Annotated in this window: 18 protein-coding genes and 4 tRNA genes; 11 read left to right on the top strand and 11 right to left on the bottom strand. The window is 61.7% G+C overall.

What is annotated here, in order from left to right; all coding sequences use genetic code 11:
* Positions 1 to 36: 36 nt before the first annotated feature.
* From ACOZKU_RS22960 to ACOZKU_RS22945, 4 genes are all read right to left on the bottom strand, one after another.
* On the bottom strand, positions 37 to 390 hold the full coding sequence (locus ACOZKU_RS22960; protein ID WP_314095204.1) for a phasin family protein: 354 nt from the start codon (positions 388 to 390) through the stop codon (positions 37 to 39).
* A gap of 421 nt (positions 391 to 811) precedes the next feature.
* The gene (locus ACOZKU_RS22955) at positions 812 to 1,015 is read right to left on the bottom strand and encodes a DUF3126 family protein (protein ID WP_117371167.1); all 204 of its coding nucleotides are present in this window, start codon (positions 1,013 to 1,015) and stop codon (positions 812 to 814) included.
* A gap of 96 nt (positions 1,016 to 1,111) precedes the next feature.
* Positions 1,112 to 1,945, bottom strand: coding sequence for a serine O-acetyltransferase (gene cysE, locus ACOZKU_RS22950; protein ID WP_314095201.1), 834 nt, complete (start codon positions 1,943 to 1,945; stop codon positions 1,112 to 1,114).
* Between the two features lie 90 nt (positions 1,946 to 2,035).
* Positions 2,036 to 2,821: an alpha/beta fold hydrolase gene (locus tag ACOZKU_RS22945; RefSeq protein WP_421580823.1), complete on the bottom strand. Its 786-nt coding sequence runs from the start codon at positions 2,819 to 2,821 to the stop codon at positions 2,036 to 2,038.
* A gap of 166 nt (positions 2,822 to 2,987) precedes the next feature.
* On the opposite strand from ACOZKU_RS22945, the gene ACOZKU_RS22940 reads away from it, so the two are divergent.
* Positions 2,988 to 3,236: a zinc-finger domain-containing protein gene (locus tag ACOZKU_RS22940; protein WP_314095199.1), complete on the top strand. Its 249-nt coding sequence runs from the start codon at positions 2,988 to 2,990 to the stop codon at positions 3,234 to 3,236.
* Positions 3,237 to 3,258: 22 nt separating this feature from the next.
* On the top strand, positions 3,259 to 4,419 hold the full coding sequence (locus ACOZKU_RS22935) for an FAD-dependent monooxygenase (RefSeq protein WP_421580822.1): 1,161 nt from the start codon (positions 3,259 to 3,261) through the stop codon (positions 4,417 to 4,419).
* A gap of 40 nt (positions 4,420 to 4,459) precedes the next feature.
* Here ACOZKU_RS22935 and ACOZKU_RS22930 read toward each other — a convergent pair whose 3' ends face one another.
* Entirely contained in the window at positions 4,460 to 5,650 is a 1,191-nt protein-coding gene (locus tag ACOZKU_RS22930; protein WP_421580821.1) for a cystathionine beta-lyase, read from the bottom strand.
* 354 nt (positions 5,651 to 6,004) lie between these two features.
* On the opposite strand from ACOZKU_RS22930, the gene ACOZKU_RS22925 reads away from it, so the two are divergent.
* From ACOZKU_RS22925 to ACOZKU_RS22910, 4 genes are all read left to right on the top strand, one after another.
* Positions 6,005 to 7,033: an amino acid ABC transporter substrate-binding protein gene (locus ACOZKU_RS22925; RefSeq protein ID WP_314095194.1), complete on the top strand. Its 1,029-nt coding sequence runs from the start codon at positions 6,005 to 6,007 to the stop codon at positions 7,031 to 7,033.
* A gap of 97 nt (positions 7,034 to 7,130) precedes the next feature.
* Positions 7,131 to 8,339, top strand: coding sequence for an amino acid ABC transporter permease (locus ACOZKU_RS22920; RefSeq protein ID WP_314095192.1), 1,209 nt, complete (start codon positions 7,131 to 7,133; stop codon positions 8,337 to 8,339).
* Between the two features lies 1 nt (position 8,340).
* The gene (locus ACOZKU_RS22915; RefSeq protein ID WP_314095191.1) at positions 8,341 to 9,495 is read left to right on the top strand and encodes an amino acid ABC transporter permease; all 1,155 of its coding nucleotides are present in this window, start codon (positions 8,341 to 8,343) and stop codon (positions 9,493 to 9,495) included.
* Between the two features lie 16 nt (positions 9,496 to 9,511).
* Positions 9,512 to 10,288 (top strand): amino acid ABC transporter ATP-binding protein, encoded by a 777-nt coding sequence (locus ACOZKU_RS22910; protein ID WP_421580820.1) that lies wholly within the window; start codon positions 9,512 to 9,514, stop codon positions 10,286 to 10,288.
* Between the two features lie 48 nt (positions 10,289 to 10,336).
* On the opposite strand, the gene ACOZKU_RS22905 is transcribed toward ACOZKU_RS22910, so the two are convergent.
* Positions 10,337 to 11,311: a GlxA family transcriptional regulator gene (locus ACOZKU_RS22905; protein ID WP_421580819.1), complete on the bottom strand. Its 975-nt coding sequence runs from the start codon at positions 11,309 to 11,311 to the stop codon at positions 10,337 to 10,339.
* Positions 11,312 to 11,593: 282 nt separating this feature from the next.
* Between ACOZKU_RS22905 and ACOZKU_RS22900 the strand changes: the two genes are divergently transcribed.
* On the top strand, positions 11,594 to 12,043 hold the full coding sequence (locus tag ACOZKU_RS22900; RefSeq protein ID WP_421580818.1) for a BA14K family protein: 450 nt from the start codon (positions 11,594 to 11,596) through the stop codon (positions 12,041 to 12,043).
* 59 nt (positions 12,044 to 12,102) lie between these two features.
* Here ACOZKU_RS22900 and ACOZKU_RS22895 read toward each other — a convergent pair.
* From ACOZKU_RS22895 to ACOZKU_RS22875, 5 genes are all read right to left on the bottom strand, one after another.
* Positions 12,103 to 12,179 (bottom strand) — tRNA-Arg (locus ACOZKU_RS22895).
* A gap of 9 nt (positions 12,180 to 12,188) precedes the next feature.
* Positions 12,189 to 12,494 carry an ETC complex I subunit gene (locus ACOZKU_RS22890; protein ID WP_298096390.1) on the bottom strand — a complete coding sequence of 102 codons (306 nt, stop codon included), beginning with the start codon at positions 12,492 to 12,494 and terminating at the stop codon, positions 12,189 to 12,191.
* Positions 12,495 to 12,622: 128 nt separating this feature from the next.
* Positions 12,623 to 12,699 (bottom strand) — tRNA-Pro (locus ACOZKU_RS22885).
* Between the two features lie 92 nt (positions 12,700 to 12,791).
* The gene (locus tag ACOZKU_RS22880; RefSeq protein WP_421580817.1) at positions 12,792 to 13,307 is read right to left on the bottom strand and encodes a DUF192 domain-containing protein; all 516 of its coding nucleotides are present in this window, start codon (positions 13,305 to 13,307) and stop codon (positions 12,792 to 12,794) included.
* Entirely contained in the window at positions 13,307 to 13,885 is a 579-nt protein-coding gene (locus ACOZKU_RS22875) for a cold-shock protein (RefSeq protein ID WP_421580816.1), read from the bottom strand. Before ACOZKU_RS22875 ends, ACOZKU_RS22880 begins: the two co-directional genes overlap by 1 nt.
* 196 nt (positions 13,886 to 14,081) lie before the next feature.
* On the opposite strand from ACOZKU_RS22875, the gene gloA reads away from it, so the two are divergent.
* From gloA to ACOZKU_RS22855, 4 genes are all read left to right on the top strand, one after another.
* On the top strand, positions 14,082 to 14,522 hold the full coding sequence (gene gloA, locus ACOZKU_RS22870; protein WP_117366108.1) for a lactoylglutathione lyase: 441 nt from the start codon (positions 14,082 to 14,084) through the stop codon (positions 14,520 to 14,522).
* Between the two features lie 352 nt (positions 14,523 to 14,874).
* Positions 14,875 to 16,206 (top strand): D-Ala-D-Ala carboxypeptidase family metallohydrolase, encoded by a 1,332-nt coding sequence (locus tag ACOZKU_RS22865; RefSeq protein WP_421580826.1) that lies wholly within the window; start codon positions 14,875 to 14,877, stop codon positions 16,204 to 16,206.
* Between the two features lie 141 nt (positions 16,207 to 16,347).
* A tRNA-Glu gene (locus tag ACOZKU_RS22860) sits at positions 16,348 to 16,422 on the top strand.
* A 132-nt stretch (positions 16,423 to 16,554) separates the two neighbouring features.
* Positions 16,555 to 16,629 (top strand) — tRNA-Glu (locus ACOZKU_RS22855).
* The last annotated feature ends 9 nt before the right edge of the window (positions 16,630 to 16,638 follow it).

The following is a 16,638-nucleotide window of genomic DNA, read 5'->3' as shown; positions in this document are numbered from 1 at the left end:
CGATAAACGTTATACGCGTACGCTGTACTGAAAGCCTTAGGCGGCGACAGCCGACTTGGTAGCAGCGGTGGCCTTAGCGACCGGCGCTTCGTAGGGCTTGTAGGCGCCCTTGGCGAGGTCGGCATACATTTCGCTGAGCTTCGTGGCTTCGGCGACGAAACCTTCATAGGAAGACTTCACAAAAGCGGTCTGGAGTTCGACGGCAGCTTCGACGCTCTTGACGCCGGAAAGCTTTTCGAAGTGAGCGAGGCCGTTTTCGAAGGACTTCTTGTTGAAGTCGGCAGTCTCGGTGGCGATTGCCTGCCATGCCTGCGCAGCGGTCGTGTAGCTCTTCACGAACGTGTCCACGGCTTCCTTGCTCTTCTTGTTTGCGTCGTCGAAATTGAACATCGAAGTCTCCTTTGGATCCCGGTGGTATGGTCCGAAATCTATATGCAATGCACAAAAAAGTCAATGAAATGGTGCGGCGCAATATTTTCCAGTCAAAGCAACATCTTGCCCGATAGGTATGATTATTGGCATTGAGAAAAGCCAAGCCGTCGCAAAACAATAATAATCGACGTCGGAACCAGAATAGCGGGAGTGATTTGCGGCCTTTGGCGTTGACAGTGATGTCCTTCACTGTCGCATCCGTTCGTCGCCTTTGCCTACCCTACCTCGGCCTATCAGACTTCGCCGACTGCCACTGACGCCCGCCTCCCCCTCAACGTCATCTTGGGCCGAGGATGACGAAGGACAGGCATGAAACAGACACGAAAAAGCCCGGCGCAAAGGGCGACCGGGCCTTTGAATTCCAGCAATGTCCGAGGGATCACAGATCGATGTCGAGGATCGCCATGGAGAAGTTGTAGGAAAGCTCGCCGTCCTCGTCGTCGCGGAACACGACGCCCAGGAACTCATCAGCAAGATAGACTTCGGCCGATTCATCCTTGCGCGGACGCGCCTTGATGACGATCTCCTTGTTGATGTTGCGCTTGAAGTAGGCCTCGAGCTTCCTGATTTCTTCCGGCTTCACGACATGTCTCCGTCAATGATTTGATGTGCCGCGCTTCTCGCACCTGCTCTGGAGCCTGTAAACCCTCGAAGTCCGATACGCGTCGACTTTTCCGCCTCACAGATCGTAGTCGAAGGCTGCCAACAACTGGTCCATGGCGCGTGACGGCTCGTTGCAGCCCGCCTCGCCCACGACGCGCGCCGGCACGCCGGCAACCGTCGATTTCGGCGGGACGGGCTTCAGCACGACGGAGCCTGCGGCAATGCGCGAGCAATGGCCGATATGGATGTTGCCGAGGATTTTCGCGCCGGCCCCGATCATCACGCCATCGCCGATCTTGGGATGGCGATCGCCGCCCTCCTTGCCGGTGCCGCCGAGCGTTACATTGTGCAGGATCGAGACGTTGTCGCCGATGGACGCGGTTTCGCCGACCACCAGGCCCGTCGCGTGATCGAGAAAGATGCCCTTGCCGATATGGGCGGCCGGATTGATATCCGTCTGGAACACGCTGGAGGAACGGCTCTGCAGATAGAGCGCAAGGTCGCGCCGGCCGCTTTTATAAAGCCAGTGCGCGACGCGGTGCGTCTGGATGGCGTGGAACCCCTTGAAATAGAGCACGGCATCCAGGAACCGCAGGCATGCGGGGTCGCGGTCATAGACGGCCTGGATATCGACACGCAGGATGCTGCCCCATTCCGGCCAGTCTTCCAGCATTTCGTCGAAAATCTGATGCAGGAGATTGGCCTGCAGGTCCGGATGGTCGAGGCGCTCACAGACGCGATGGATCACGCTTTCTTCCAGCGAGCGGTGGTTCAGCACCGTCGAATAGAGAAAGGCCGCCAGCAGCGGCTCGGCCTGGGCGGCAACGCGGGCTTCTTCGCGCAGGCTGTCCCAGATCGGATCCATGGCCTTGAGCTTGTCGCCGGCCCTGAGTTCATTCATCGCGACCATCGCCGCACTCCTTCATCATCTACAGGACCCTATATAAAGCAAAGCGCGTCCAAGCGGAATGGCCGGACGCGCTTTGTCGTAAACGGGGTGTCAGCGCGCGCCGATCTGCGCGTAAAAATCCAGCACGGCGCGTTTGAAAACCTTGTCGCCGACGGCGAGCATGTGGTCACGGCCGGGGATATCGAGCGCGCGCGCATCCGGCATCAGCGCGGCGAGATCCTGCGGATTGCCGGCAATGTCGTCCTTCGTGCCGACGCCGATCAAGGCGGGCACATCGATGCGGCCCATGTCTTCCACGGTCAGGAGATCCCGCGAGGTCATGATGCAGGCGGCAAGCGCCTGGCGGTCGGATTTCGTCTGCTCGGCGAAGGCGCGGAACATGCGGCCGCGCTCATGGGTCACGACGTCGAGCGAGGGCGCAAGCAGCGCGTCGGCGATCGGATCCCAGTCGCCGACGCCTTCCACCATGCCGATGCCGAGCCCGCCGAAGACGACGGAGCGCACGCGATGCGGATGGGCAAGCGCCATGAAGGCGGTGATGCGCGCGCCCATCGAATAGCCGAAGACATGGGCTTCGGGAATGCCGAGATGGTCGAGCAGCGCTGCCGCATCGCCCGCCATCAGCGGCGGCGTATAGAGCGCCGGGTCATGCGGCTTGGCGCTGGCGCCGTGGCCACGATTGTCGAGCGCGATCACACGGTAGCCGGCATCGCCGAGCGTCTTCAGCCAGCCGGGAAACACCCAGTTGACATTGGCACTGGAGGCAAATCCGTGGATCAACAGCACCGGTTCGCCCGACGGGTCGCCCTCGTCGAAAAAGGCAAGCTCCAGACCCTCATGGGTGAAACGGGAAAAGGGCGGGGGATCAAGGTTCATCGCGGGCCGTCTTTCGTTTTCTCGACCCTGCTCATACTGCCCTTTGCCTGCGGAGAAAACGGCACCGCGCACGAAATCTCCTTCCCCGCGACGGTTTTGCATCTACACATTTGACCGGAAGGCGACTATGGTCCGCGCCAGAAAACGGACTTCCACGGAGCATGACATGGCTGGGCACAGCATTCCCCATTTCCAGAACGACGGCGGCCATCGCACGATCGAGATCGGCGTGAAGGAATTCATGTGCGTCGGCGCCTCAGTGCCCTACGACCACCCGCATGTCTTCCTCGACATGGGCGACGACAATGAAAAGGTCTGCCCCTACTGCTCGACACTCTACCGCTACAACCCGGTCCTGAAGGCCACGCAGACGGAACCTGCCGGCTGCACCTTCACCAACCAGGTAGCGGCGTGACGGCCCCACGGGCCGCACCTTCATGTCTTCGGTAACATCCGCGACCATCGTCGGCGCCGGCATTGCCGGCCTGACGACAGCCCTTGCGCTCGCCCGCAAGGGCATCCCTTCGCATATCCTTGAACAGGCTCCCGCCCGTGAAGAGGTCGGCGCCGGCCTGCAGCTCTCGCCGAACGCCTCGCGCATCCTTACCGATCTCGGCTTGCTTGACGCGCTGAACGCCCGCTGGAGCGAGCCGGATCATATCCTGCTCGCCTCGGGACAGACGCTGTCTCCGCTCGCTTCCGTGCCCGCCGGCCAGGCGGCCCGCAACCGCTGGGGCGCGCCCTATGGCGTCCTGCATCGGGCGTCGCTCCAGGCCGTGCTCATCGATGCCGTCAGGCAAAATCCGCTCTGCACGCTGACGACGGGCGTACGAATCGAAAGCGCTGAAGCGGCCCGCGCCCTTGCACCGGCCGATGTGCTGATCGCCGCCGACGGTGTCTGGTCGCGCCTGCGCCAGACCGTGCCGGGCGCCCCGCCCGCTCGCTATTCCGGCAACATTGCCTGGCGATTCCTCGTGCCCTACGGTCTGGCGCCGGCCTTCCTCAATCCGCGCACCGTGACGGCCTTTCTCGGCCCGCAGGCCCATCTCGTCGCCTATCCTCTGGCGGAGATGCAGGCCTTCAACATCGTCGCCATCCATGCGCAGGCGGATACACCGCCGGAAGGCTGGACGCGCAAGGGCGATGCGTTGACGCGCGGCCATCTTCAGGACGCCTTCGCCGGCTGGCACGCGGATATCCGCCGTCTCATCGAGGACGCGCAAAATCCCATGGCCTGGCCGCTGTTCGGCTGCGCCGATGGCGTATGGACAGACGGAAAAGGCATCGTGCTGGTCGGCGATGCGGCCCATGCCATGACGCCCTTCGCCGCACAGGGCGCCGCCATGGCGATCGAGGATGCGGCCCTCCTGGCAAACCGTCTCGCCGGCACCACAGAGATCGGATCGGCTTTGCGCAGGTTCGAAAAGGAACGCCGGGAACGCGTCGAAAAAGTCCGCAGACGCGGCGCCTTCAACCGGTTCGCCTATCATGCCGGCGGCCCGGTCGCGCTTGCCCGCAACCTCGTGCTCTCGCTGCGCAAGCCGGACCAGCTCGCTGGCGATCTGGACTGGCTCTACGGTTATCGCACGCCGAGTTGAAAGCCCTCACCCGGCAAACCGGATGAGGGTATTTTCCGCATCAAACGGCGCGTGCCGCTTCCAGCCCGCGCTCGATATCAGCCTTGATATCCTTCACGTCCTCAAGACCGATCTGCAGGCGCAGCACCGGACCTTCTTCCGGACCCTTGGCGACGCGACGGTCGTTGAGGTTCACATGCACCGCAAGGCATTCGAAGCCGCCCCAGGAATAGCCGAGGCCGAAGATGCCGAGGGCATCGAGGAAGGCATGGGCCTTCGCCTTGTGGCGCTCCGGCGCGCCGCCGTCGAGCACGATGGAGAAGATACCGCTCGATCCCTTGAAGTCGCGCTTCCACAGATCGTGACCCGGGAAGCTCGGCAGTGCAGGGTGCAGCACGCGCGACACGTCGTCGATGCCTTCCAGCCAGCGCGCCAGTTCCAGAGCGCTTTCCTGATGCCGCTCCAGCCGCACACCCATGGTGCGCAGGCCGCGCAGCACCTGATAGGCATCGTCCGGTGACGCGCAGGTTCCGAGGGTGATCTGCGTGTCGTGCAGCTGCTCCCAATGGGCGGCATTGGCGGAGACGGTGCCGAACAGCACGTCGGAATGGCCGGCCGGATACTTCGTTGCCGCATGAATGGAGACGTCGACACCGAAATCCAGCGGCTTGAAATAGAGCGGCGTCGCCCAGGTGTTGTCCATGGTGACGACGGCGCCATGCTTGTGCGCGGCGGCGGCAATCGCCGGGATGTCCTGCATCTCGAAGGTGTTAGAGCCCGGCGCTTCCGTATGCACCAGCTTGGTGTTCGGCTTGATCAGGGCCTCGATGCCCGCACCGATGTCAGGATCGTAATATTCCACGGTCACGCCGAGGCGCTTCAGCATCGTGTCGCAGAAATGCCGCGTCGGGTGATAGACCGAATCCACGATGAGCGCGTGATCGCCCGATGAGAGATAGGCCAGGAACGGTACGGTGACGGCGGCGAGCCCCGATGGCACCAGAATGGTGCCGGCAGAACCTTCAAGCTCATCGATCGCCGCGCAGAGCGCGTCCGTCGTCGGGGTGCCGCGCGTGCCATAGGTGTATTTCTGCGCCCTATTTTCCATCGTCGCGGCATTCGGGAACAGCACGGTGGAGGCATGCACAACCGGCGGATTGACGAAACCATGATACTCAGCTGGATCGTTTCCGGCATGGGCAAGGCGGGTGTTCACGCCGGCGCCGGCGAGGATTTCGTCTCTGTTTTTCATGGATCAGTCCGGAGGAAATTCGAGGAATGTGGGAGGAAGACTCTTGGACAGGCATACCGGCGGGTCAAGCCCCAACTTGTCTCCATGACATGCGCCCAAAGCGCTTCAAGTGTTAATTGCGCGGATTTTTTGAGCGGTTTACTGCCCATATCCCTATTTTTCTGCCCAAATTCCCGTCAGATATCGACAAATTTAGCTTACTGACTGGAAAATAAGCCCGGTCACTTGACCCTGCGAAAATTTGAGCATGAGATAAGCAACCTCGCGCCGGGAGGGTGGCGAGTTCCGCAACGCGTTGATTTCAACGCGTGACCAGCGGACAAAACAAAGACAACAGAAAAAGGTTGTGAAAAAATGGCAAAAAAAATCGTGACAGCGCTCGTTGGCGCTGCCGTGCTGGGGCTTGGCGCAACGGCTGCTCAGGCAGACACGCTCTCTGACGTAAAAGCCAAGGGCTTCGTGCAGTGCGGTGTGAACGGTTCGAACCTCGCCGGTTTCGGCGCGCAGGATTCGGCCGGCAACTGGGCCGGTCTCGACATCGATCTTTGCAAGGCCGTGGCTGCTGCCGTCTTCGGCGATGCCACCAAGGTGAAGTTCACCCCCCTTTCGGCCAAGGACCGCTTCCCGGCCCTGCAGTCGGGTGAAATCGACCTTTTGGCCCGCAACACTACCTGGAGCGTCAGCCGCGATTCGCAGCTCGGCTTCGATTTCCGCGCCGTGAACTATTATGACGGCCAGGGCTTCATGGTGAAGAAGGAGCTCGGCGTGAAGTCGGCGCTCGAACTTTCCGGCGCCTCGGTCTGCGTGCAGTCCGGTACCACGACGGAACTGAACCTAGCCGACTACTTCCGCTCCAACAACATGGACTTCAAGCCGGTCGTTTTCGAAGCGCAGGATGAAGCCGACGCCGCCTACAATGCCGGCCGTTGCGATGCCTACACGACCGACGCTTCGGGCCTCTACTCGATCCGCCTGAAGATGGCCAACCCGGACGACCATATGGTTCTGCCGGAAATCATTTCCAAGGAGCCGCTCGGCCCGGCCGTTCGCCAGAACGATTCCAAGTGGTTCGACATCGTGACCTGGTCGCACTATGCGATGGTCGCCGCCGAGGAATTCGGCATCACGACCGCGAATGTCGAAGAGATGAAAAAGTCCGCCAACCCGGATATCAAGCGCTTCCTCGGCGAAGAAGCTGACAGCACCATCGGTGCCGACCTCGGCCTGCCGAAGGACTGGGCCGTGCAGATCATCAAGGCTGTCGGCAACTATGGCGAATCCTTCGAGCGCAATGTCGGCGAAGGCTCCCCGCTCAAGATCGCCCGCGGCCTGAACGGCCTGTGGACGAAGGGCGGCTTGCAATACGCACCGCCGATCCGCTAAGTCGCGGTCAGACGTGACGATCGGGAGGGCGCACAAACGCCCTCCCCTTTAAAACTAACGCCCGGCAAACAGGGCGAACCAACGTCAGGGGAAATGCATGGCTCTTGCGGATGCCCGAACAGGGTCCGGCGAACCGCCGAAGGTATCGCTGCTTTACAATCCGGCGCTCCGGAGCGTCGTCTATCAGGTCGTTACGCTCGTCGTGATCATCGGCGCCGTCTGGTACGCCTGGAACAACGTCGTCCAGAATCTCGCCCGCGCCAACATGACGGCAGGCTTCGGCTTCCTGAACAGCCGCGCCGGTTTCGACCTTGCGCAGGCGCTGATCTCCTATTCCAGCGACTCGACCTATTTCCGGGCGCTGCAGGTCGGCCTTTTGAACACGCTCGTGGTCGCCGCCGCCGGCATCGTCACCGCGACGATCGTCGGCCTGCTGGTCGGCGTCGGGCGCCTGTCGCACAATTGGCTGATCGCGCGGCTCTGCACGGTCTATGTGGAAATCTTCCGCAACATCCCGCCGCTGCTCGTCATCTTCTTCTGGTATCTCGGCGTTCTCGCCCTCCTGCCCTCCATCCGCACGATCTTCCAGAATCTGAAGGACGATCCGAACGCGGTGTTCTTCATTTCGAACCGCGGCATCTACATGCCGGCCCCGGTTTTCGGTGAAGGTTTCGGCGTGGTGCTCATCGCCTTGCTGATCGGCATCGTCGCGGCCATCGTCTTCACGATCTGGGCCAATGCCCGCCAGCGCGCCACGGGCCAGCGCCCGCCGGTGCTGTGGGTCAATCTCGCCCTTGTCGTGCTGCTGCCGCTTGCCGTCTTCATCGTCATGGGCCAGCCCCTGACGCTGGATTACGCAGTGCCCGGCTCCTTCAACATGAAGGGCGGCATGGTCATCGGGCCGGAATTCCTGGCGCTCTATCTCGCGCTGTCGCTCTACACGGCCTCGTTCATCGCCGAGATCGTGCGCGCCGGCATCCGCGGCGTCTCGCACGGCCAGTCGGAAGCCTCCTACGCGCTGGGTCTCAGGCCCGGCCAGGCCACCCGCCTCGTCGTCTTGCCGCAGGCGCTGAGAATCATCATTCCGCCGCTCACCTCGCAATATCTCAACCTCATCAAGAACTCCTCGCTCGCGGTGGCTGTCGGTTATGCCGATCTCGTCGCGGTCGGCGGCACCATCCTCAACCAGTCCGGCAAGTCGATCGAGATCATCTCGATCTGGATGCTGATCTATGTCTCGATCAGCCTCATCACGTCGCTGTTCATGAACTGGTTCAATGCCAAGATGGCCCTGGTGGAGCGCTGAGATGACCGAGACCATTACCTATGTCCGCGACCGGTTCCTGGAGCAGGAAAAGCCGCCGCTGTCCGATTCGACCGCCATCGGCTGGGTCCGCAAGAACCTCTTCGCTTCGGTGAAAGACAGCGTCCTGTCGCTCATCGCGCTTGCGGCACTCGTCTACTTCCTGCCGGGCCTGATCAACTGGCTGTTCGTCTCGGCCGTCTGGACCGGTGCGGATCGCACCGCCTGCCTGACCGTCGATCAGGGCGGCCAGCTGCCGGCCGGCTGGAACGGCGCCTGCTGGGCCTATGTGAACGACCGCTTCGTGCAGTTCATGTTCGGCTCCTACCCGCGTGACGAACTGTGGCGGCCGCTTCTGGTCGCCGCCATGTTCGTGGCGCTGCTCGTGCCCTTCCTGATGCCGAAGATGCCGCGCAAGGGGCTGAACGCGCTGCTGCTGCTCATCGTCTTCCCGGTCGTCTCCTTCTTCCTGCTGCTCGGCGGCGTCTTCGGCCTGCGCCATGTGGAGACGTCGCTGTGGGGCGGCCTGATGGTGACGCTCATCCTGTCCTTCGTCGGTATCGTCGTGTCGCTGCCGGCCGGCATTCTCCTGGCGCTCGGACGCCGGTCCAGCATGCCGATCCTCAAGACGGCCTGCATCACCTTCATCGAACTGATCCGCGGCGTGCCGCTGATCACCGTTCTCTTCATGGCGAGCGTGCTCCTGCCGCTCTTCCTGGAGCCGGGCAACAATATCGACAAGTTCCTGCGCGCGCTGATCGGCGTGTCGATCTTCGCATCCGCCTATATGGCGGAGGTCATTCGCGGCGGTCTTCAAGCCATTCCGAAAGGACAATATGAAGCGGCCGATGCTCTTGGTCTAAACTACTTCCACAAAATGACCTTCATCGTGCTACCGCAGGCCATCAAACTCGTGATCCCCGGCATCGTGAACACCTTCATCGGCATGTTCAAGGATACCTCCCTCGTCACGATCATTTCGATGTACGACCTGCTCGGCATCGTGAAGGCGAGCTTTGGGGATTCGGGCTGGATCACGCCGGTCACGCCGCTGACGGGCCTGATCTTCGCCGGCTTCACATTCTGGATTTTCTGCTTCGGCATGTCGCGCTACTCGGCCTTCATCGAACGCCGCCTCGACAAGAGCCACAAGAGATAAGTGAGAGGAAACACACATGGCCAACCAAGCCCAGGCGCAAAAACTGGCAGTCTCCACCACGGATGTCGCGGTCGAGATATCCAATATGAACAAGTGGTACGGCGATTTCCACGTTCTGCGCGACATCAATCTCAAGGTCATGAAGGGCGAGCGCATCGTCATCGCCGGACCCTCGGGCTCCGGCAAGTCGACGATGATCCGCTGCATCAACCGGCTGGAGGAGCACCAGAAGGGCTCGATCGTCGTCGACGGCATCGAGCTTACCAACGACCTGAAGAAGATCGACGAAGTGCGCCGCGAAGTCGGCATGGTGTTCCAGCACTTCAACCTCTTCCCGCATCTGACGATCCTGGAAAACTGCACGCTGGCGCCGATCTGGGTGCGCAAGATGCCGAAGAAGGACGCCGAGGAAGTGGCGATGCACTATCTGAAACGCGTCAAGATTCCGGAACAGGCCAACAAGTATCCCGGCCAGCTTTCGGGTGGCCAGCAGCAGCGTGTGGCGATCGCCCGCTCGCTCTGCATGAAGCCGAAGATCATGCTGTTCGACGAGCCGACCTCGGCGCTTGATCCGGAAATGGTCAAGGAAGTGCTCGACACGATGGTGTCACTGGCCGAGGAAGGCATGACCATGCTGTGCGTGACGCACGAAATGGGTTTTGCCCGCCAGGTGGCCAACCGGGTCATCTTCATGGACCAGGGCCAGATCGTCGAACAGAACTCGCCGGCCGAATTCTTCGACAATCCGCAGCACGAGCGCACGAAACTCTTCCTCAGCCAGATCCTGCACTGAGCTCGGTGGCACGGAGACACGGAAAGGCGGGCCGAAAGCCCGCCTTTTTTATTTCGCCCGCAGCTCGGTCCTGAGCTTCAGCGGGCTTGCGCCGAAATGATTGCGAAAGGCGCGGGAAAACGCCGAGAGGCTGTCGAAGCCAGAGCGCAGCGCCACCTCCTGCATGGAGAGCGGCGTATCGCGCACCATGCGCTGCGCCGCCGTCAGCCGGAGGCGCAGATAGTATTTGCCCGGTGCGGTGCCAATCCCGTTGGTGAACAGCGTCTCCAGCTTGCGCGTCGAAAAGCCGAGCCGGCGGGCGAGCGCCGCGATGGTCAGCGGCCGGTCGATCGTACGCTCCATCAGGCGGATCGCGGAGGCAAGCTCCGGCTGGTGTTCACCCAGGCGCCCGAGCGAGACAAGCGGCTGGGCGTCCGTCGCCGCATGGGTCTGGTCGTAGACGAAGACGCTCGCCACATCGAGCGCCACGGCCGAGCCGAAACGCTCGCGCACCAGATGCAGCATCATGTCGAAGGTCGGCGATGCGCCGCCGGAGGTCCAGAGCGGTCCGTCGGTCACAAAACGATCGGCGCGCACATTGAGTGCGGGAAAGGCCGCCGCGAAATCCTCCAGCTCCTCCCAGTGCGCCGTCGCGTCCCGCCCATCGAGCAGACCGGAGCGCGCCAAAAGCCAGCAGCCCGATTCGATACCGGCGACCACGCCGAACCGGCGCGCGATCTTCTTCAACCGGGCAACGAAGCTGCGGTCCGCGTGGCGATCCTGGTTGAAACCGGCAATCAGCATCAGCGCATCGCCGCTCGTCACATCGGCGAAATCGCCGTCGACACGAATCTCCACGCCGCAGGTGAGAAGCACCGGCCGCCCCTGCGGCGAGAGGATCTGCCAGCGGAAAACCGGCTCCGGCACGACGCGGTTGGCCGCGCGCATCGGATCGAGCACCGAGGCCAGGGACATGATCGACGACTCGGGCAGAAGCACGATCGTGACGTCGAGTGGTCCTTGTTTCGGCGTATGTTTTCTCATGTGAAAATAGTCAAAAAAGATGCGCCTTCTGTCAATCGAGAAAACGCGGTTCGGGCATGATCGGCCCCACAGGAGATCTGGAGATGCAGCCGGATTGTGGTGAGAACCCCTGTACCCCGAACACCCTGATCCGCAAATTTACCGGAACGGGTTGGCGAGCCGACAGGCGGACCAACCCGTTTTTTTTGCCTTTCCCAATGTCAAATCAAACCTTTCGCAACGGCGTTGGAACCGAGTGCGCATTCAGGCGTTCTAGTCTCGAACAACACGAAAGGTTTTCCAATGTTGAACTTCAAGACAGGACTTGCGGCCGGTGCCCTCTCCCTGATGATGGCCGTAACGTCAGCGATCCCGGCACAGGCGATTACCTTTGCCCGCGTACCCGTTCCGGAAGCGACAGCCGTCGAAAAGGTACAGTATCGCTATGAACGCCGCGAGCGCCGTGCTGACCGTCGCGAATATCGTCACGATCGCCGCGCCGAACGCCGCTGGCATGGCCATCATGGCTATCGTTACGCCCGCCCGGGCTATCGCCGCCATTCGGACGGCTTCTGGTATCCGCTGGCAGCCTTCGGTCTGGGTGCAGCCATCGGCGGTGCGATCGCCAACCAGCCTTCGGCCGGCGGTTCGCATGCCCAGTGGTGCGCAAATCGTTACCGTTCGTATCGCGCCTACGATAACACGTTCCAGCCGAATTACGGTCCGCGCAAGCAGTGCGTCTCGCCCTATTGAGGCCGAACGATCCGTGAAAACAACAAAGGGCAGCCGATTGGCTGCCCTTTTCTATGTCATGGCGACCCCTGCAGGGCTCGAACCTGCGACATTCTGCTTAGAAGGCAGATGCTCTATCCAGCTGAGCTAAGGGGCCGGATGGACCTCAGTGGGTCCAGGGCTGCATGCGGTTGAAACGGAAATTGTCGGGATAGGCACACCGCTTGCGGGTCGCGTCCTTGGGCTCGATCAGGCGGAATTCGATGCCGTTGCGCTCGGCATAGGCAATCGCCTCTTCGCTGGTCTCGAAGGACAGCTTGACCTGCTGGTACATGTCGCCCGAGCTCGTATAGCCCATGATCGGATCGATCGTCCGCGGCTTTTCGGCATCGAACTCCAGAACCCAGAGGTTGGACTTGGCCTTGCCGGACTGCATGGCGGTCTTGGCGGGACGATAGATCTTCGCGGTCATCGAAGCGGCTCCAGAATTCTCGCATAAAGGCACGCCGTTCCGCCGGCGCGCGTCCGAGAATGCATAACCCAGATTCCGTAAAGGGGGAATGACCGGAAGAGCATTTGGCATCGAAACGCCCGCCGGACTGGTCGGAGTGGAGAGATTCGAACTCCCGACCCTCTGGTCCCAAACCAGATGCGCTACCAGACTGCGCTACACTCCGTCCGTCCCGGCGATGGGGAGATACACGCATCCGCCCGTTGCCGCAACAGCAAAGGACGGATTTTCCAAGGCCATGACGGAATAATGCAGCTTTTACGGCGCCTTGCGCAGCTCGTTGACAAGCTCGTTTTCGATGCGGTTGCCCACGCGGATACCGAGGCGCTTCACCGTGCCGCCATTCAGCTCAAGCACGTAGTCGATCGGTCCCTGCGAATCGATGATCGCCTCGGAGAGCGGCTCGGCGTTCTCCTTGATCGCGCGCACCTTGCCGTCCCTGGCGATGAACAGCATGTCGAGCGGGATATAGGTGTTCTTCATCCACATGAAGACTTGCCGCGTCTCGCCGAAGGCGAAGAGCATGCCCTTGTCGTCGGCCATTTCCCGGCGGTTCATCAGCCCCTGCTCGCGCTGGCGCGGCGTCAAGGCGAGCTCCACCGTGAAGGCGTGGCTCTTGCCGCCCTTGGTGATGATGGCCAGCGGCTGGGTATCGAACTTTTCTTGGGCAAGGGCGCCGAACGACAGGCAGAGAAAAAGCGCCAGAGCGGCGCTTGCAAGACGCGCGACACAGAAAGGGCGCGCGATAGAGAAATTCCGCGCGAAACGCCGCATCAGTGCGACCTGTTGCCGGGAAGCGGCATGTCGGGATGGATCTCGGCAGCCATCAGCCCCTTGTCGCCATCGCCGAAGCGCACGAGAACCACCTGGCCCGGGCGAAGCTCCGTCAGGCCGAAGCGGCGCAGCGTTTCCATATGGATGAAAATGTCCTCGGTACCCTCGCCGCGCGTCAGGAAGCCAAAGCCCTTGGTGCGGTTGAACCACTTGACGAGAACGCGTTCGAGCCCGCTGGACGGCGTGACCTGCACATGCGTCTTCACAGGTGGCATCTGCGAGGGATGCACCGCCGTCGACTGATCCATGGAGAGAATGCGGAAGGCCTGATAACCGCGGTCGCGCTTCTGGATGATCGCGACGACGCGCGTTCCCTCGAGCACGGTCTGGTAACCGTCGCGGCGAAGGCAGGTGACGTGCAGCAGCACATCCTGCATGCCGTTGTCGGGCACGATGAAGCCGAACCCCTTGGCGACATCGAACCACTTGATGACACCGGTGATCTCGATCAGATCGACGGCGTCACTGCTCTGGTCATCACGCTCTGTGATTTCCGTTGAAGACAACCTGTCGACCATGACCTACCAGCCCCTCGATTACGCTTCACATTGAGTTACGGTTAACTGATTCTTGAGGTTCAGAATAACATTGTCCCGATGCGAATGCGCAAGCCCCTTTGAAAGTTTTGCTGGCGGCATTGGTAGGCCTCAAGGCTTGCCTCAAGCTGACAAAACCCTCATCTTTCCGGCGATTCCACATTTTGAGGATATTCCAATGCGTTATCTCCACACGATGGTCCGCGTCAAAGACATCGACCAGTCGCTGCATTTCTACTGCACGCTTTTCGGGCTGGAAGAAGTCCGCCGCTACGAGAATGAAAAAGGCCGATTCACGCTGATCTTCCTCGCCGCGGCGGAAGATGTCGCGACCGCCCGCGAAAAGGCGACGCCTTGCCTCGAACTCACCTATAACTGGGACACCGAGGACTATGCCGGCGGGCGCAATTTCGGCCACCTCGCCTACGAGGTCGACGATATCTACGCGCTGTGCCAGAAGCTGATGGACAACGGCGTGACGATCAACCGTCCGCCGCGCGACGGCCACATGGCCTTCGTGCGCTCGCCGGATGGCATCTCGATCGAAATCCTGCAGAAGGGCGAGAACCTGCCCGCCGCCGAGCCCTGGGCATCCATGGGCAATACCGGCGCCTGGTAAGTGCGGCGACGCAAGCTCCGGGCAAAGCTTGCGTCCTATATTCAGCCTCACGAAACATCGTTTCGCCGTATTTGACCGGAAAATTCTTGCCATTCCGGTCAATCGCCAGCGTGAGGGGGCGTCCTGGCCGTTTTTGAGCCGGATTGTCTTCCGTTCTGCGTTTCACGGCTTCACACGCTTCGGCCTTTACAGAAGGGGCCGGACCGGTAACATCGCGGCAACCGCAGCCTGTATCCCCTTGTGCTATCTTGGGCTCGTCACGCGTGCGGTTGCGACTGTTTGAAAAAATGACCCGACCGGCGGCAAGACCGGGGGCACGAACGTCGAAAGCGGGGGAAAGCCTTTGCAGGACATGCAAGGAAAGTGGCTCGGCCTGAAAACGCTGCGGTATGGATTGCTGCTGGCCGTTTCGGTTGCCACGCTCTCGGGCTGCGTTTCCGCAGTCTCCAATGATATGCGCGCGGATATGAAGCCGGCGCAGGAAAGTGATGAAACCGTCGCGGATGCCGGCGCGGACGAGACCACGACGCCGGTCACGACCGCTTCGGCCGCAAGCAGCACGGCGCGGGACACCACTGCGACCGCGAATGCCGGCGATGCCGCCATGAACGCACAGCAGGCCGAAATGACCGGCGACCGGGCCGGCATCGTCATGCAATCGACCACGCTGAATGCCGGCCGGTCGAGCATCTATTCCAACGGCACGCAGGCGGTTGCCACCAGCAATGCCTATTCCACGACGGGCGGCACGAATGCCGCCGTCAACAGTCTCTATGCCGGCGGCACGCAGGCTGTAGACCAAGGCAGCGACCAGTCCGGCCGCCTGCCCGTCGAGGATATGCCGCCGGTCGGCTCGTCCGCCCAGCAGCAGAAACTCGAGACGCTGGGCGACGAACAGTCAGCGCTCCTGCCGGAAAACGTGCCGATTCCCAAGACGGCGCGCATGGCGCTCGTCAACGAGGCGGAAAGCGGCAACGCGGCCGACATGGCGCTTGCCGGCGAAGGACAGGGCGGCGTGACCGGCTCCGTGCCGGAAACCACCACGCAGGCCACTCTGGGCCAAGCCAAGACCCAGTCGCGCAAGACGCTGACGCTCGCCTCGCTGTTCAGCGGCAAGCGCGATGCCAAGGCGCAGTTCGACGGCGAGCGCTTCTCCGAACAGCCGCGCCGGGTTCTGAACCGCGACACGGTCGGCAGCACGCAGAAGGCGTCGCTTGGCACCCTGCCCGGCGTTTCCACCGCCAATGCGATGTTCTCGACGCACCATTCCGAGGCCGACGAGGTCGAGGACGATGCGCCGCGGTTCAAGGAGGTCGCCTCGCTTGCCGGCCTCGCGCGCCTTGCGCCGAACGGCCTCTGGCTGCAGACCGACAAGGTGAAGACGGGCTGTTTCAAGCCGGAGCTGCTGCAGGTCCTGAAGACGATCGAGAAACACTACGACAAGCCGATCATCGTCACGTCGGGCCTGCGTGACGTGAAGGTCAACCGCGCCAAGCAATCGCTGCACACGCGCTGTGAGGCGGCGGATATCCAGATTGCCGGCGTCTCGAAATGGGAGCTGGCGGAATATCTGCGCAGCATGCCCGGCCGCGGCGGCGTCGGCACCTATTGCCACACAGAATCCGTGCATATCGACATCGGCGAGGAGCGCGACTGGAACTGGCGCTGCCGCCGACGTAAGTGATTCATAGGCGCTAAGCCTCTGGAAACGAGCGGTTTTCCCGCCTGTTGAAGCCGCCTTCGGGCGGCTTTTCATTTTTTTGTCACAAGCGTCGTTTCCCGCTTGCGGAAGGCAAAACGCCCTTCTATAAGACGCCCACCGCACGCGCCCTTCGTCTATCGGTTAGGACGCCAGGTTTTCATCCTGGAAAGAGGGGTTCGACTCCCCTAGGGCGTGCCACGGTTTTCTCCCCTTGAAGTCGTTGTCTTTCCAAGCAAAGTGTCCGCATTCGCGCTGTTGAAAAAGTTGCGTCCAACGCGATTTTTTGGCTTGCGCATCCGCCCGCGCCCGACTAGAAGACGCCCACCGCACGCGCCCTTCGTCTATCGGTTAGGACGCCAGGTTTTCATCCTGGAAAGAGGGGTTCGACTCCCCTAGGGCGTGCCACGGTTCCCT

The organism is Shinella sp. M31 (assembly GCF_049199205.1).
Lineage (GTDB): Bacteria > Pseudomonadota > Alphaproteobacteria > Rhizobiales > Rhizobiaceae > Shinella.
Note: the sequence above shows the minus strand (reverse complement) of the source record. Positions and strands in the feature narration are given on the sequence as shown.